This window comes from Pseudomonas sp. v388 (genome assembly GCF_003935425.1).
GTDB lineage: Bacteria > Pseudomonadota > Gammaproteobacteria > Pseudomonadales > Pseudomonadaceae > Aquipseudomonas.
The window spans coordinates 736402-752099 of the sequence record NZ_RHQN01000001.1; the positions used below are offsets into that span (position 1 = coordinate 736402).

At 63.9% G+C, this 15698-nt stretch carries 10 protein-coding genes; all 10 read right to left on the reverse strand.

Translation table 11 applies throughout. The features are described 5' to 3' along the window. Nucleotides 1-70 precede the first annotated feature (70 nt). The 10 genes from EGJ27_RS03255 to EGJ27_RS03300 all read right to left on the reverse strand — a co-directional run bounded on the left by EGJ27_RS03255 (nucleotide 71) and on the right by EGJ27_RS03300 (nucleotide 15554). A complete protein-coding gene (locus EGJ27_RS03255; RefSeq protein ID WP_125829265.1) occupies nucleotides 71-1903 on the reverse strand; it encodes an ABC transporter ATP-binding protein in 1833 nt (610 codons plus the stop codon). Nucleotides 1904-1977: 74 nt separating this feature from the next. Then, complete coding sequence (locus tag EGJ27_RS03260) at nucleotides 1978-3642, reverse strand: ABC transporter ATP-binding protein (protein WP_125829266.1); 1665 nt, start codon at nucleotides 3640-3642, stop codon at nucleotides 1978-1980. Then, complete coding sequence (locus tag EGJ27_RS03265; RefSeq protein WP_125829267.1) at nucleotides 3639-4538, reverse strand: ABC transporter permease; 900 nt, start codon at nucleotides 4536-4538, stop codon at nucleotides 3639-3641. Before EGJ27_RS03265 ends, EGJ27_RS03260 begins: the two co-directional genes overlap by 4 nt. 27 nt (nucleotides 4539-4565) lie before the next feature. Beyond that, nucleotides 4566-5618: an NADP(H)-dependent aldo-keto reductase gene (locus EGJ27_RS03270; RefSeq protein ID WP_125829268.1), complete on the reverse strand. Its 1053-nt coding sequence runs from the start codon at nucleotides 5616-5618 to the stop codon at nucleotides 4566-4568. A gap of 30 nt (nucleotides 5619-5648) precedes the next feature. Next, entirely contained in the window at nucleotides 5649-6995 is a 1347-nt protein-coding gene (locus EGJ27_RS03275; protein WP_125829269.1) for an LLM class flavin-dependent oxidoreductase, read from the reverse strand. Nucleotides 6996-7018: 23 nt separating this feature from the next. Beyond that, entirely contained in the window at nucleotides 7019-8317 is a 1299-nt protein-coding gene (locus EGJ27_RS03280; RefSeq protein WP_125829270.1) for an acyl-CoA dehydrogenase family protein, read from the reverse strand. A gap of 48 nt (nucleotides 8318-8365) precedes the next feature. Beyond that, nucleotides 8366-9301: an ABC transporter permease gene (locus EGJ27_RS03285; RefSeq protein WP_125829271.1), complete on the reverse strand. Its 936-nt coding sequence runs from the start codon at nucleotides 9299-9301 to the stop codon at nucleotides 8366-8368. Continuing rightward, nucleotides 9298-11019 (reverse strand): ABC transporter substrate-binding protein, encoded by a 1722-nt coding sequence (locus tag EGJ27_RS03290; protein WP_256672639.1) that lies wholly within the window; start codon nucleotides 11017-11019, stop codon nucleotides 9298-9300. The genes EGJ27_RS03285 and EGJ27_RS03290 overlap by 4 nt, the downstream gene beginning before the upstream one ends. A gap of 29 nt (nucleotides 11020-11048) precedes the next feature. Continuing rightward, the gene (locus EGJ27_RS03295; protein WP_125829449.1) at nucleotides 11049-13100 is read right to left on the reverse strand and encodes a TonB-dependent receptor domain-containing protein; all 2052 of its coding nucleotides are present in this window, start codon (nucleotides 13098-13100) and stop codon (nucleotides 11049-11051) included. A gap of 351 nt (nucleotides 13101-13451) precedes the next feature. Further along, the gene (locus tag EGJ27_RS03300) at nucleotides 13452-15554 is read right to left on the reverse strand and encodes a TonB-dependent receptor family protein (protein WP_371920833.1); all 2103 of its coding nucleotides are present in this window, start codon (nucleotides 15552-15554) and stop codon (nucleotides 13452-13454) included. Between the last annotated feature and the right edge of the window lie 144 nt (nucleotides 15555-15698).

Here is a 15698-nt window from a genome sequence, read left to right on the forward strand (position 1 = left end):
AGTGGAGCGAAAAGGCAGATTGTTGAGTGACTGTCGGTAGAGCAACAGTTGCGCAGGCAAAAGAGCCTGTTCAGGCTGAAGCAGCTTGCTCGTCGAACATCCCGTGCGACTGACGACTCCACAGACGATAGTACTGACCGCGGCGTGCGAGCAGTTCGTCGTGGGGGCCGTCCTCGATGATCCGGCCGTCTTCGAACACCACGATGCGATCCAGGTGGGCCACGGTGGACAGCCGGTGCGCGACCACGATCACGGTCTTGTCCTGCATGATCTCGTCGAGCTTCTCCTGTATGAAGCGTTCGGTGATGGAGTCCAGTGCCGACGTCGCTTCGTCCATCACCAGGATCGGCGCATTCTTGAGCAGTACCCGGGCAATGGCGATGCGCTGCCGCTGGCCGCCGGACAGTTTGACGCCCCGCTCGCCCACCAGCGAATCGGCGCCCTGATCCATGCTGTCGATGAAGCCGCTGGCTCCGGCGCGGTGAATCGCCTGGGCAAGATCTTCAGGCGTGGCGTCCAGCCGACCGTAATGAATGTTTTCGGCGATGCTGCGATGGAACAGCCCCGGTTCCTGAGGAATCACGCCGATCTGGCCGTGCAGCGAATGCTGGGTCACGTCGCGCACGTCCTGACCATCGATCAACACTTGGCCCTGGTTGACGTCGTACAGCCGCAGCAGCAGGTTGAGCAACGAGGACTTGCCGGAACCGGAGGTGCCGACCAGGCCGACCCGCTGCCCGGCCGGAATCACCAGCTGCAGATTGTCGAAGACTCGTTTGTCCGGGGAATAGCCGAAGCTCACGTTGCGAAACTCGATGGCGCCGCGCACCGCCTTCAAAGGCTTGGCATCCGGCCGGTCCACCACTTCGTGGGGTTTGATCAGGGTGCGCACGCCATTGGCGATATTGCCGGTGGCCTCGAAGAAATCCAGGAAGCGCCGGGACAGGTTGGCGACGTCGGTGATGATCAGCAACGACAGGCTGGTGGCCATTACGAAAGTGGCGATGTCGATCTGCCCGACACGCCACAGGTACAGCGCGATCAGCAGCATGCCGATTTTCAGCGTCATTCCGCAGACCGACTGGAAACGGCGGATTTTCTCCATGTAGCCGAACGAACGGCCGGCGGCGTTCAACTCCCGGTCCAGATAATCGCCCAGGTAGCTGTGTTCGAAGGAATGCCGGGCGAACAGACGAATGTTGGTCAGGTTCGACACCGCGTCCACCACCTTGCCGTTACTGGTGCTGCGCGCCGCCGAGTATTGCTGGGACAGCGGATGACTGCGCCTGGCGAACACATAGCACACGGCAATGAACGCCAGCGCCCAGCCGAGCATGAACAGTGCCAGCCACATGGAGGCGGTAGCCAGCACCACCACCGCCAGGGTCAGGGTCACCAACAGCGGAATCAGGTCGAACAACAGCAGCGCCAGGGCCTGGCCGACGCCCATGGAGACTTCGGAAATCTTGTGCGCCAGGGCACCGGCGAATTCGCTGCTGACAAAGCGGTGAGAATGCTTTTGCAGGTAGGCATAGACCGCGTGAGTGACGGTGCGGCGCTGCATCGGCAGCACCCGGATATGCACGCTGGTGGCGCCACGGGTGCAAATCACTTCCAGGGCCAGCAGGCCGACAAACAAGGCCAGCGGTTGTTGCAGCAGTGGCCAGTTCAGCTCCTGCTGGGTTGAGTTGCTCACCAGCCGGGTGATCTGCCCAAGCACCCAGGGCACCAGCACCGTGCAGATCACGGCAACGATTTGCAGGCACAGAATCGACAGGTACCAGCCGCGGAAGTGGCCGACAAAAAAGCGTGCAAAGGCAAACGGCGTGTCGGGAAGCGACTGAATGTTCCAGCTGCGCAGGGCCTGCTGACGATCCTTGTACGAGGTTTTCGAACGGCTCATGGGCCTGGGTTACTCCATTGAATTTGATACAACGCAGATGTTGGGTGCGGACCTTGTGGGGAGCGCACCGACGATCAAATCGCCAATCGCAGAAAAGCCAGGGAACGCTGGCGGCCGGTCTGTAATTTGGGCACTGCGTCCAGCAGCGCCAGGGTGTACGGGTGGCGTGGTTGATCGAAGACCCGCCGCACAGGCCCGGCCTCGACGACCACGCCGTCTTTCATGACCAGCACCTGATCGCTGACATGGTTGATCACCCCCAGATCATGGGAGATAAACAGGCAGGCCAGCCCCAGGCGACGTTTCAGGTCGTCCAGCAGTTCGAGGATCTGCGCCTGCACCGACACGTCCAGCGCCGACACCGGTTCATCGCAGACCAGGATTTCCGGATCGGCCGCCAGCGCCCGGGCAATCGCCACCCGCTGGCGCTGGCCGCCGGACAGTTCGATGGGGCGCCGCTCCAGCAGGCTGACGTCAAGTTTGACCAGTTCCAGCAATGCAGCGGCTCTTTCGGTCAAGGTCGCAGAAGCATGCCCGGCCACCTTCAGCGCTTCGAACAACACCCGTTGCACGGTGTAGCGTGGGTCGAAAGAGCTGAGCGGGTCCTGAAACACCACCTGAATGCTGCGCCGGGCCTGACGGATTTCCGCCTTGTCCAGCGCCGACCACAGCCGCCCCTTGAGCCGCACCTGGCCGCTGTCCGGCTGCTCCAGCCCCAGAATCATCCGCGTTAATGTGGTCTTGCCCGAGCCGGATTCACCGACGATGCCCAGGGTCCGGCCGCGCTCCAGATGCAACGACACATCGGACACCACTTTGCGCGCCCGACCGTCGGGGCCGGTAAAGGATTTGTTGAGCCGGTCCACTTCCAGCAGGACTTCGCCACCGACGGCAAAGCACGCCTGGTCAGCCAACGGCGCGCTGGTCGGCCGGCGAAAATGCACCGCCACACCAGCAGTCAACAGGCTTTGGGTATACGGATGTTGTGGGTCACGCAGAATCCGGTCGACGCTGCCGTGCTCGACGATCACGCCCTTGTGCATCACCGCAATCCGCGTCGCGAGACGCGCGACGACGGCCAGGTCATGGCTGACGATCAGCATCGCGGTGTCTTCGTTGCGCAGGGATTCGAGCAGCGCCATCACCTGGGCCTGCACCGTGGCATCCAGCGCGGTGGTGGGTTCGTCGGCAATCAGCAAACGCGGGTTGCAAGCGATGGCCGAGGCGATCAGCGCCCGTTGGCGCAAGCCGCCGGATAACTGAAACGGGTGCTGGCGGGCGCGCAATTCGGGTTCAGGAACGCCTACCGAACGCAGCAAGTCGATGACTTTGGTCTGGCGCTCGGCCCGGTCCAGCTCGGTGTGCAGGCGCAGCGGTTCGTCGATTTCCTGACCGACCCTGCGCAGCGGATCCAGGGAACCCAGGGCGTCCTGCATGACGAAACCCAGTTGCGCGCCGCGCATCTGCAGCCAGTCGCGTTTGCTGAAGTGCTGCAAGTCACGGCCTTCGAACGCCAGGCGCCGAGCCTGGATCTGCGCGTGCGCACCGGTCAGCCCGGCCAGGGTGCGAGAGGTGACGCTCTTGCCCGAACCGGACTCGCCCACCAGCGCCAGACACTCCCCCGCGTGCAACTGAAAACTGATGCCGCGAATGACGGGCTGGCCGTGGAAATGGACGTGCAGATCCTGAACATCGAGCAACGGTTGCGCGGCAACCCGCGGCGATACCTGTGCGTTCATAAACGTTTTCCTTCGCTGCGGCGCAGCAGTTCGCGGCCGATGGCGGTGATCGAAATGACCGTGAAAGTGATCGCCAGCGCCGGCCAGGCCACCAGCCACCAGGCGTTGGCCAGGAAGTTGCGGCCCACAGCCAGCATGGTGCCCCACTCCGGCGCCGGTGGCGGCGCGCCGAACCCCAGGAAACTCAGGGCCGCGCCGGCAGTGATATTGCCGCCGATGCCGATGGTGGCCAGGATCAGGATCGGCTTGATGGCGTTGGGCAGCACGTGCCGCCAGATCACTGCCGCTCGGCCCAGGCCCAGCGTGGTCGCGGCCTCTACATAAGCGGCGCCGCGCACCACCTGGGTTTGCGCCCGCACCAACCGGGCGTAGCGCGGCACGCTGGCGATGCCCACGGCAATGACCAGGTTCAGCGTGCCCTGGCCGAAGAAAGTGATGATGACCAGCGCCAGCAGCAGATCCGGAAACGCCAGCAACACATCCACCAGACGCATGACTGCGCTATCGAGCCAGCGCGGGCCGAGCCCGGCCAGCAAGCCAAGCACGGTACCGAGCACCAGGCCCATGGCGGTGGCCGCCAGGCCCATCAGCAGCGACGGCCGCACGCCGTGGATCAGCCGGGCCAGCACGTCGCGACCGTTTTCGTCGGTGCCCAGCCAGTGCAGGGCATCCGGCGCGCGATAAGCGTGGCGTGCCGTGGCTTCCAGCGGGTCGACCGAGGTCAACAGACCCGGCACCAGCGCGGCGATCACCAGCCACACCACGAACAGCCCGGCCAGCACCAGGCCGGGCCGAAGCGGCACGCGACGGCGGGTACGGCGCGCAGCGGCTGTGCCATCGCTGACCGTCAGCCCCGGAACCGGGCCGAGCACGTTGGGTTGGGATACGGTTGTCATGGGCAGTCCTCCGCCAGACCGGTCCGGTCAAGGCGCCGGGTTGGGAATCAGGGCGTGGATATGAGCGATCTGTTCCAGCAGGGTCGGGGTGAACTCGATGTCCAGCGCGCCCAGGTTTTCCAGCAACTGCGCCTCGCTGGTTTGCCCGGTGAGCACGCTGCTGACGAACGGCTGGCGGGCGACGAAACCCAGGGCCAGTTGCGCCGGGGTGTAGCCGTAGTCCAGGGCCAGTTGCACGTAAGCGGCAATGGCGCGGCTGGCCGGTTCGCTGTCGTAGCGATTGAAGGTGCGGTACACCGACGACAGCCGCGAACCTTCGGGCCGCGCACCGTTGAGGTATTTGCCGGTCAGGGCACCGAACGCCAGCGGCGAATAGGCCAGCAGACCCACGCCTTCGCGGTGGCTGAATTCGGAAAGCCCACCTTCATACAGGCGATTGAGCAGGCTGTAGGGGTTCTGGATCGTGGCGATGCGCGGCAACCCGTGTTGCTCGGCTTTTTGCAGAAACTGCGCCACGCCCCACGGGGTTTCGTTGGACACGCCGATATGGCGAATCTTGCCGGCCCGTTGCAGTTCGGCCAGCACCTGCAGCGACTCTTCGATGGCCACGCTGTAGCGGTCTTCCACATACGGGTATTCGCGCTGGCCGAAGATATTAGTGGTGCGGTCCGGCCAGTGCAGTTGGTACAGGTCCAGATAATCGGTATGCAAACGCTTGAGACTGCCTTCCAGGGCGGCGGTGATATTGGCCCGGTCGTGGCGAGTCAGGCCGTCGCGGATATGGCTGCCGGAACCGGGCTGGCGCGGCGGGCCGATGATCTTGCTGGTCAGCACGATATCCTGACGCCGTCCGCTGCGCGCCAGCCAACTGCCGATGAAACGCTCGGTGCTGCCCCAGGTGTCGGCATGGGTCGGCGTGGGGTACATCTCGGCGGTGTCCACCAGATTGATGCCGTGCTCCAGTGCCAGGTCCAGCTGGCCGTGAGCGTCCTGTTCACTGTTCTGGTGGCCCCAGGTCATGGTGCCCAGGCCGAGCAGGCTGACGTTGAGGTCGGTGTTGCCAAGGGTGCGATAGTTCATCGAAACGATCCGTTCAGAAATGAAAAGGGTTCAGGCGCTGCGGGCCTTGGAGGCGCTGCTGTACTGACTGGCCGGGTACGGCAGACCGAGGTGATCGCGCAGGGTGTGGCCGCTGTATTCGTGGCGGAACACGCCGCGCTGGCGCAGCAGTGGCACCACTTCATCGACGAAGATCTCCACGCCGGACGGAAACATGTCCGGCATGATGTTGAAGCCGTCGGCGGCGCCTGCCAGGAACCAGTGCTCCAGGGTGTCGGCGACCTGCTCCGGAGTGCCCACCAGCAGGCGATGGCCGACCAGAATCCGCCGCGACAGCTGGCGAATGGTCAGGTTTTCCCGACGCGCCAGATTCAGCTGCGCTTCGAGAAAGCCATGGGAGCCGCGCTCGAAGGATTCCACCGGGCCGATCCGCTCCCAGGGCAATGGCTGGTCCGGGTCGAGTTCGCTGACATTCAATCCGACTCGCGCCGCTACCTGATACAGCAAACCTTCTTCGCCGTAATAGTCGTTGAGCCGGTCGAACCGGGCGTTGGCTTCTTCTTCGGTGCTGCCGATGACCGTGGACAGCCCCGGCATGATCTTCAGGTGCTCGGGATTGCGCCCCCACTGGCGGGCGCGATTCTTCATTTCCGTGTAGAAACCCTGGCCGTCTTCCAGCGTGGTCTGGGTGGTGAAGATGGCGTCGGCATAGCGCGAGCCCAGGGATTTGCCGCCCTCGGACGAACCGGCCTGCACCAGCACCGGCCGACCCTGGGGCGTGCGCGGCAAGTTCAGCGGGCCTTTGACCGAGAAATGTTTGCCTACGAAATCCGGGGTATGCACCTTTCGCGGGTCGGCGAAGCGGCCATTGATCGCATCGCCGATGATCGCGTCGTCTTCCCAGCTGTCCCACAGCTTGAGGGTCACGTCGATGAACTCGTCGGCCCGCGCATAACGATCCACATGCAGCGGCGCGCCGGCCAGACCGAAGTTCTGTGCCGCGGCGTCGCCGGCATTGGTCACCACGTTCCATGCGGCGCGACCGCTGCTGATATGGTCCAGGGAAGAAAAACGCCGGGCCAGATTGAACGGATCGTTATAGGTGCTGGAGGCGGTGGCGATCACGCCGATGCGCTGCGTCGCCAATGCCACGGCGGTGAGCAACACGGTGGGTTCCAGACGGCCTGCGGGTTGGGTCGCGACGTCGCCGCCCAGCGCCGGGCCGTCGGCGAGAAAGATCGCGTCCAGCGTGCCGCGCTCGGAAATGCGCGCGATGTTGCAGTAGTACTCGGCATCCAGATAGGCGTCGGGCGGCACTTCACCCACCCGCCATGCGGCGGAATGCGAGCCGAAGCCCAGGATGTTCATGCCAATACTCATTTGCCGGTTGCTGCTCATGGGAAATCCTTATGGCTGTGGGGTCAGACGGCGCTGGCTTCGTCGTGGATGGCGGCGGTTCCGCTGGCCTGCCCGGCGACCTGTGCCTGTTGCAAGGCACGCCACGCGGCATTGGGGCTGACGCCGTTGAGGTAGTAATTGCCCAACGCCCGCTCGCGATAGATCGCCGGGTTGTGGGACGCCAGGGTGCGCGCGTTACGCCAGTGCCGGTCGAGGCGTCGGGTCTGGCTGGTGGCCGATGCGCCGCCGACTTCAAACAGCAAGGTGGTGGCTTCCAGCACTTGCTCCAGCACGATCTGCTGGGCCTGAAACGCGGTGACTTCCGCCTGGGTGTAATGGGCTTCCAGCGCCTGCCCGGCCAGTTCAGCGTCGTGTACGTTCTGCAGCACCTGCGCTACCGCCAGCACTTGCGACTGCGCAGCAAACGCCAGGCTCGACAAGCGCCCGACCACCCGCTGCACCAGCGGATCGTCCTTGGGGCTGGACTGCCCCGGCACACCGAAGGCGCGGGTGCGGCCCTGAACGAATTCGGTGGCATCACGCAGCACGGCACGGGCGATGCCGGCCAGGGTCGCCAGGTGGAATAACTGGTAGAACGCTGAGATGTAAGATTCGCCCCGCTGCTCGCCCATGGCATAGCGGCGCAGCACGTACTGCTGGGGCACGCGAACGTTGTCGAAACGGGTGGTGCCGCTGCCGGACAAGCGTTGGCCGAAGCCGTCCCAGTCATCATCGCGACTGACGCCCGGCGCATCGGTGGGCACCACCACGCTGACGAAATCTTCATCGGCCAGCGCCGCAGCGGCGATCCAGTCGGCGTACAGCGTGCCGGTGCAATAGAATTTGGTGCCATTGAGCCGCCAGCCGCCCTCGCCGTCCGGCGTCAGGGTAACGCTGTTCTTGCTGGTGTCGCTGCGCTCGGCCATGGCTGCGCCCCACAATTGGCCGGCGACCACCTTGGGAAACCACTGCGCCTGGGACTCGGTTTCGCCCTTGGACAGGCGCCCTTCGACGAAGCCGAAATGCGCCCGCAGGATATGCGGCAGGTTGGAGTCGGCCTCACCCAGTTCGATCAGCAGTTCGAACAACTGCGGCAGGCTCGCCCCGCCACCGCCTTGCGCCTTGGGCACGCGCAACGCCCCGAACCCGGCATCGCGCAGCCAGGACACGGCGTCGTGAGCCAGCTCGCGGTTCTGTTCACGGGCCAGGGCCGTGTCGGCGATACGTTCGAAAATCTCGGCGAAAGGCGCTCGCAGGCGAGCGTATTCCGGGTTATGGACAGGGTTTAGCGGCAGGCCGCCGACAGGTTGTTCAACGCTCATATCCGTTCCTTGCATCGTCGGGCTGCCGGGCAGCCGTGAAGAATGTCGTCATGCCTGTTTCACGCGCGGGTCCACCCAATGGTTGATCAGGTCCACCACCAGGTTCACCGCCACATAGATCGCCGCCGCCAGCAACGTGATGCCCAGCACCATGGGCACGTCCTTGCTGTTGGCCGCATCGAGCATCAGGCGCCCGATGCCTTGCCGGGAAAACAACAACTCCACTACCACCGCGCCGCCCAACAGGCTGGCGAAGACGAAACCGGCCAGGGTAATCAGCGGCACCAGGGCGTGGCGCAAGGCATGGCGCAGGCGCACGCCGGTTTCCGACAGGCCTCGGGCGCGAGCCATGGCGATAAAGGGTTGGTCGAGAATGTCTTCCAGTTCCTGACGCAGCACCTGGGTCAGCACCGCCGCGATGGGCAACGCCAGCGCCAGGGTCGGCAGGATCAGTGATTGCCAGCTGCCCGAGCCCGAAGGCGGCAGCACGTGCCAGTGAAAGGCGAACACCAGCAGCAACAGAATGCCGATCACGAACGACGGCGCCGAAGACAGCACCAGTTCGCTGCCCGACACCAGCGAACGCACCCAAGGGCTGCGCTTGGCGGTGGTGATGGCGCTGATCACCGCCAACAGCACTGCGAGCACCGCCGCGCAGACCGACAGCTGCACCGTGGCGCCGATCTGCGCGCCGATCGCTCGGGTGACTGGAATCCGCAGCCGATACGACTCGCCCAGATCACCTTGGGCCAGGCGCAGTACGTACTGGCCGTACTGCACGATCAGCGGCTGGTCGAGTCCGTACTCAAGGCGCACGCGGGCGATCATCTCCGGCGTGGGCATCGACTCCGGACCGCCGAGAATCGCCAGGGCCGTGTCGCCGCCGCTGAGGTTGATCGCCAGGAACGTGAGCGTCGCCGCGCCCCACAGCACGCCCAGCCCGGCCAGCAGGCGCCAGCAAACATTGGATGCGATGCGCTTCATGGCGCCTCCGGTTCCAGCCACAGGCTGGGCAGAAAAACCGTGTTATGGGAGGTGTCGAAGATCACGCCCTTGAGCCGGTTGCGGTACGCCACCAGTACATGACTTTCAAACGATGGCACGACCGGCACCTGTTCGGTGAGGCGTTGCTGGGCCGCGCTGTACAGCGCGGCGACTCGCACGGGGTCCTGGCTGCGCCGCGCTTCGGACAACACCCGGTCCAGCTCGGTGTCACGGAAGCGCCCGCCGTTCTGGCCGATGCGTTTTTCCGAGGTGATGGAATCGCTGTGATAGAGGATGTACAGGCCATCGGGCGTATTGGTGTGCCAGTAGCCGCCGCCCATGACCTGAAACTGGCCCGCGTAACGCCGGTCGGTGACCTGGGCCAGCGGCAGTAACTCGATGCGCAGCTCGAAGCCGAGCTTTTTCAGGTCCGCCTGCAGTGCAACCGCCACGCTGCTGGAGAAGCTGGCGCTTTCAGTGGCCAGCAATTCAGCGCTCAGCCGCTGCCCGTCACGGGTTCGATAGCCTTGGGCGTCGCGCCCGGTCCAGCCGGCCTGATCCAGCAGTTGGTTGGCAGCCTTGGGGTCGTAGGCCAGCGTGTCCTTGAACGTCGGGTCGTAGTCACGGGTGTTGGCGGCCAGGAAATCGGTCTTCACCCGGTACTCGCCAAAGCCGATGATCCACGCCAGCCCTTCGCGGTCGATGCCCTTGGCCACGGCACGGCGCACAAGCACATCATCGAACGGCGCCTGCTCGACGTTGAAGGTCAGGCTGCGAAACGGATTGCCCTTGCGAATCCGGCTGCGCAGGGTCAGGTCGGACGATTCACGGATGGCCCTGGCGTTCTGCGGCGGCGCATCCAGGGTCAGGTCCGACTGACCGGCGTCCAGCGAAGTGAAGCGAATCATCGCCTCGGGCACGATGCTCAGTTCGATGCGGTCCAGGTAAGCCTCGCCCTGATGGCGGGTGACCGGCGGCGACCAGTTGTAGCCGTTACGCCGGGTGAACACCGCGCCCTGCTCGCGGGTGTAGCTTTGCAGCACGAACGGGCCGGAGCCGATCGGGTGTTCGGCGATGGATTTGGGTGCTTCGAGAATCTGCTTCGGCGAGATCATGCCCAGCCACGACTGGGCCAGTACATCGAGAAACGGCGAGTACGGTTCGCGCAACGTGGCTTCGAAGGTGTATTCGTCCACTACCCGTCCCTTGTCGTAGGGCGCGATGTAAGCCGCCGCCAGCGGGGATTTGGTCGCCGGGTCGCGCATATGTTCCAGGTTGATTTTCACTGCCTGGGCGTTGAATGGGCTGCCGTCGCTGAACGTCACGTCGTCGCGCAAATGGAAGGTGTAGGTCTTGCCGTCTTCGGAGATGTCCCACGACTTGGCCAACCACGGCGAAACGCCGCCCTGCTCGTCCTGGTACACCAGGCCGTCATACAGAAGGCGGCCCAGCCACTGCACGTTGCCGTGGGAAATCGAATGCACGTCGAAGGTGCCGGTATCGGTTGCGGTGGAGACTCGTAAAGTACCGCCACGTTTGCCGGGCGCCGCTTCATGGAAGTCGCCGGTCGGATAGCTGATCAGGTCGCCGTTCACCTGGCCGTCCGCCACCTGAACCTGCACCGGCCGCTGCCCGTCGCCGCTGGGTGAGCAACCGGGCAGGCCGATCACCCCCACTGCCAGCAGGCTGCGGCAAAGCATTGATAACTGTCGGCTCATAAGGCAGCCCTGTCCTCCGTCGGCGATCATCAGAAGCTGTACGTCACACCGGTAAACGCGCCGAAGCCGTCCCCCGGATACAGCGCGGCGGTGTCCTGGCCCTTGACGTCATAGGCCGGCACGATGGCGGTCACGTAATCCTTGTCACCCAGATTCTTCAGGTCGACATAGGCCTGCCACTTCTTGCTGGGCGCGTCGTAGCCCAGGCGCACTCCGAAAATCGTGTAGGAAGGAGCGCTCACGCTGTTGGCGTAGTCCACCGGTGTGCTGGAGGCTGAACGCAGGTTGACCCCGGCGTAGAAACCGTTGGCGTATTGGTACTGCAACTCGGCTTGATAAATGTGCCGCGGCAAACCGGGAAGTTCGTTACGCCTGAACAGCGGGTCGTTGCGGTAGTAGAAATCGTTGAGGGTGTAGGCCTGGCGCCAGGTCAGCACGTCGCCGTTGGCGCGTTGCCACAGTTTGGTGGTCAGCCCGGCCTCGACGCCCTGATGAATGGTCGGCGTCGCGTTGGAGGTGGACACGATCGCGGCAGTCGTACCGGTCGCCGGAGCGATCTGGGTGGTCAGCAACTCGTTCTTGATCCACGAGCGGTACAGCACCAGGCTGCCCTCGAAGCGCTCGGACTGGCCGCGAATTCCCAGTTCCACGGTGTTGGCGGTTTGCGGAACCAGAGTCTTGGCGTAGTTGTTGGCAACGCCGGAGTTGGAAATCGACCACGAACTGGGCGGGTCGATTGAGCGGCTGACGTTGCCGAATACCTGCAGGTTCGGGGTCAGCTCGTAACGCAGTCCGGCCCGTGGCGCCAGGGACCACTCGTCATACTGGTAGCGGCTGGGAAACGCCGTGGTATTGGGGCGGTCGCTGAACTTCACATCAATGTCACGCTTGATGTTGATGGCTGACAAACCGGTGCTCAGGTAGAGCCGCTCGGTCAGCGCCAGGTCATTGCCGAGGGTAAAAACGTTGTCGAACGAACCGTCGTAGCGCACGTCCTTTTGCAGGATGCCGTTGTCCCGATCGCCCAGATACGTCTTGGCGCCGGCGTCGAGATGACGGGTGCTGGTGGCGCCCAGGGTCGTGGTGCTTTCCAGACCGAACAGCTGGTCCCGGCGGGTGTACTTGAGCGAAGCGTTGATATCGCTCCAGTCCCAGTAGTTGGGATTGACGCTGCTTTGGCGATTGAGGATCTGCGGATAGTCGTGGTACGCCAGGCCCAATTCCAGGGTGGCGTCGTCATTGAAGGTATAGGTGGTCTTGCTCGCCACCCAGGTCGAGCCGCGCTTGGTGGAATCGCCACGGCTGGTGCGGGTTGCGGCGTTGGTCTGGCGGCTGTCGCGCTTGAGCTGCGCCAGGGTCAGGGCGCCGGCGTTCTCGTGGTATTCCTCGCGGTAGCGAACGATCAGCCGGGTTTGCAGTTTGGGGCTGAAACGGTAGCCGAAGTTGCCGACCACGCCCTTGGCCTTGGTGAAGGTGTAGTCCTGATACCCTTCGCGCCGGCCGTTATCGACGCTGACGAAATAGTCCGCATCGCCTTCCACGCCGCCGGTGCTGAGGGTCTGTTTCTGCCAGCCGAAACTGCCGCCTTCCAGCTTGATTTTGCTGCCCGGCGCCGAATAGCCGGTGTGGGTGATGAAGTTGATCCCGCCGCCCAGGGACAACGCGCCGTATTCAAAGGCGTTGGCGCCACGCAGGATCTCGGTGTACTGCAAGCCCTGGCCGTCCAGCAGCTCGTAAGGCGTGCCGCCGGCGCCGGTCAGGGCGATGCCGTCAAACAGGAACTTGGTGCCTTCGCGAAAGTAGCCCGGCGAGGTGTTAGCCCCCGAGCCACGGATGGAAATCTTGATCGCGTCATTGCCGCCCGCGGCCTGGGCATAAACGCCCGGCTGATAGGCCAGGGTATCTTCCAGAGTGGCCGAGCGCCCTTTTGCCACCTCAGCCTGGTCCACCAGGCTGGTGCCGCCGGGAATGTCCTTGAGTTGCTGTCTGGCCGCCTCCACCGGGGTGGCCTTGGCTGCCTGCACGGTCACGGTGTGCAAACGCTGTTCTTCGGTTGCAGCCGCAGCAAAACCGGTGTTCATCAGCAGGCAGGCGCCGAGGCTGGAGGCCAGTTCGACATAGCCGACGGATAAGTGCCGCGGTCGGGTATTGCGCTTTGCGAGGTTCAACGACTTCAAGGTACTGCTCCCACCTAATAAATAAAAAGGCGAGTTTCTATTCGTATAGTCAAACTCTGTGTTTTTAATATGTCTGGATCAGGTATTGCCCAGATATAAGCAAGTGCACGCTTCGTGCCAGCTTCCAATGGCAGCGTTCGGGGGTTAATACCGGACATGAAACACATTGAATGTATAAAAACAGCATCAAGTGTCCGGCCACTGTTGCGCACTGAACACTTGATGCTGCTTATAACTTGCCATTGCGTGGTTAGATCAGTTGAAGCGATAACTCACGCCGCCGTAGACACCGAAGCCGTCGCTTGGATACGAACGCGCCCGATCCACACCGCCGTCGTCGTACGCCGGGCTGATCACTGTGGTGTAGCGCTCGTTACCCAGGTTGCGCAGGTCGACGTAGGTTTGCCAGGTCTTCTTGGGCGAGTTCCAGCCCAGGGTCGCGCCGAACGCCTGGTACGGCCTGGTGTAGTAGGAGTTGGCGTAATCCACCGCCATCTTCGAGCCGATCTGAGCGTTGACGCCCACGTACACCCCGTTGTTGAAGTCGTATTGCAGCTCGCCCTGGTAGTAATGCTCGGGAATGCCCGGCAGCTCGTTGGCGCCGAAGCGGTCGTCGTCCACGTAATGGAAATGGCTGTAGGTGTAGGCCTGGCGCAAGGTCAGCCTGTTGGTGTCGCTGCCCTGCCAGAGCAGGGATTCCAGACCCGCCTCGACGCCTTCATGGACAGTGGCGCTGGCGTTGGACTCGGCGGTGATCGCCGCTGTGGTGGCGCTGGCCGCCTGCACTTCCACCGACAGCAGCTCGTGATTGACCCGCGAATAGTAGTAACTCAAGGTCCACTTGTGATTGTCGATCTGGCCACGGCCACCCAGTTCAAAGGTGGTGGCAGTCTGGTTTTGCAGGTCGACGCCCTCCCGCGCCAGCCCCGTGGCCGGGCCGCTGGTAAAGCTGGGCGGCGTGCTGAGGATCTGCCAGTCGCTGGGCGGTTCCACCGAGCGGCTGACGTTGGCGTACACCTGCGCATGCGGGTTGAAGTCGTAACGCAGGCCCAGGCGCGGGGCGTAGTCCCAGTCGTTGTTTTTGTAGCGGCTGTTGGTGACCGGGTAATCCACCTCGGTTTCCCGGTTGGTGTAGATCATCGACAGGCCGGTGGTCAGCCACAGGTCAGGCACCAGTTCCAGGTCGTTGCTGGCGTGGAATACGTTGTCGCTGCCTTCGTACTCGGCGTTGCGCACCAGGGTGCCGGGCTGCAAGCCGGCCGTCGCGCCGCTGGGAATTCTGACCGTGGTGCGCTGGAAGCCGTCGCCCTGCAAATGCCGGGTGCTCAACAGGCCCAGGCGCGTGGTGCTGGCGTGGCCGAACAGATCGTCGTCGCGGATGTACTGGACGGTGCCGGACACGTCGCGGTAGCCCCATACCGCGCGGTTCACGCCGCCGCGCACATCGATGGGATAGTTGTGATACACCGCGCCCAGCTCCAGCCGCGAGCTGTCGTCCAGCCGCAAGGTGGTCTTGTTGGCCAACCAGGTCGAGCCGGGCTGGATGCGCGAGGCGTCCTGGCTCAGGCTGGTGGCGTTGGCACGGCGATTGTGGTGCGCGATTTCGTCACGGGTCAGCAGGCCGCCGGTTTCGTTGTCGGTCTCGCGGTAGCGCAGGTAGAAACGGGTCTCCAGATCCGGGCTGAAGCGGTAACCGACGTTACCGGCAAAGCCTTTGCTGGAGCTGGTCGTGTGGTTCTGGTAGCCGTCCTGATCCGAGTCGGTGAGGCTCACGTAATAGTCCAGGTCGCCCAGCACCTGGCCAGAGGCGATCTGGCGCTTCTGGTAACCGTAGCTGCCGGCCTCGTAGCGCACTTCCAACGGCGAAGCGTCGTAACCGGTGCGGGTCACATAGTTGATCGCACCGCCCAGGGTCAGCGAGCCGTAATCGAAACCATTGGCACCGCGCAGGATTTCAGTGCGCGCCAGGCCCAGCGGCTCGAACAGCTCGTAGGGCGTGCCACCGGGGCCGCTGACCGGCAGGCCGTCGAACATCAGGTACACGCCGGAACGAAAGTAGTTGACGCCCTTGTTGATGCCCGAGCCGCGAATCGACAGCTTGATCCCGTCACCGCCGCCCACTGCCTGGGCGTAGACGCCGGGCTGGTACGCCAGCACGTCCTGGTTGGTGGCGGTGCGGCGTTTTTCCACGCTGGCGGCCTCCACCTGCGCGGTGCCGCCGGGTACTTCATTGAGGCGTTGTTGGGCTTGTTCACTGTCGCTCAATTGCCGGCCTTGAACCACTACGGTACTGAGCTGGCGAATGTCCTGCGCGGCGTTTGGCTCGGCAGCCGTCGCATCCAGGCCGCAGGACAGCAACGCCACGGTCAGTGCGCTCAATGCGAAACCGTGACAAGGATGGGCGGCGTTCGGGGAATAGGTTCGGATCACGCGTGGCAACTCCTGTTGATCAGATCGGCAGACGGCCGCACGCCGCCGACGCCCCCGCGGTGTGCGGGGCGC

Excerpts from the sequence above, each read along its gene's own strand:
- EGJ27_RS03260 (WP_125829266.1), bottom strand. The coding sequence starts at position 3,642 with ATGAACGCACAGGTATCGCCGCGGGTTGCCGCGCAACCGTTGCTCGAT.
- EGJ27_RS03270 (WP_125829268.1), bottom strand. The coding sequence starts at position 5,618 with ATGAACTATCGCACCCTTGGCAACACCGACCTCAACGTCAGCCTGCTC.
- EGJ27_RS03290 (WP_256672639.1), bottom strand. The coding sequence starts at position 11,019 with ATGAGCCGACAGTTATCAATGCTTTGCCGCAGCCTGCTGGCAGTGGGG.
- EGJ27_RS03295 (WP_125829449.1), bottom strand. The coding sequence starts at position 13,100 with ATGAACACCGGTTTTGCTGCGGCTGCAACCGAAGAACAGCGTTTGCAC.
- EGJ27_RS03255 (WP_125829265.1), bottom strand. The coding sequence starts at position 1,903 with ATGAGCCGTTCGAAAACCTCGTACAAGGATCGTCAGCAGGCCCTGCGC.
- EGJ27_RS03265 (WP_125829267.1), bottom strand. The coding sequence starts at position 4,538 with ATGACAACCGTATCCCAACCCAACGTGCTCGGCCCGGTTCCGGGGCTG.
- EGJ27_RS03285 (WP_125829271.1), bottom strand. The coding sequence starts at position 9,301 with ATGAAGCGCATCGCATCCAATGTTTGCTGGCGCCTGCTGGCCGGGCTG.
- EGJ27_RS03280 (WP_125829270.1), bottom strand. The coding sequence starts at position 8,317 with ATGAGCGTTGAACAACCTGTCGGCGGCCTGCCGCTAAACCCTGTCCAT.
- EGJ27_RS03275 (WP_125829269.1), bottom strand. The coding sequence starts at position 6,995 with ATGAGCAGCAACCGGCAAATGAGTATTGGCATGAACATCCTGGGCTTC.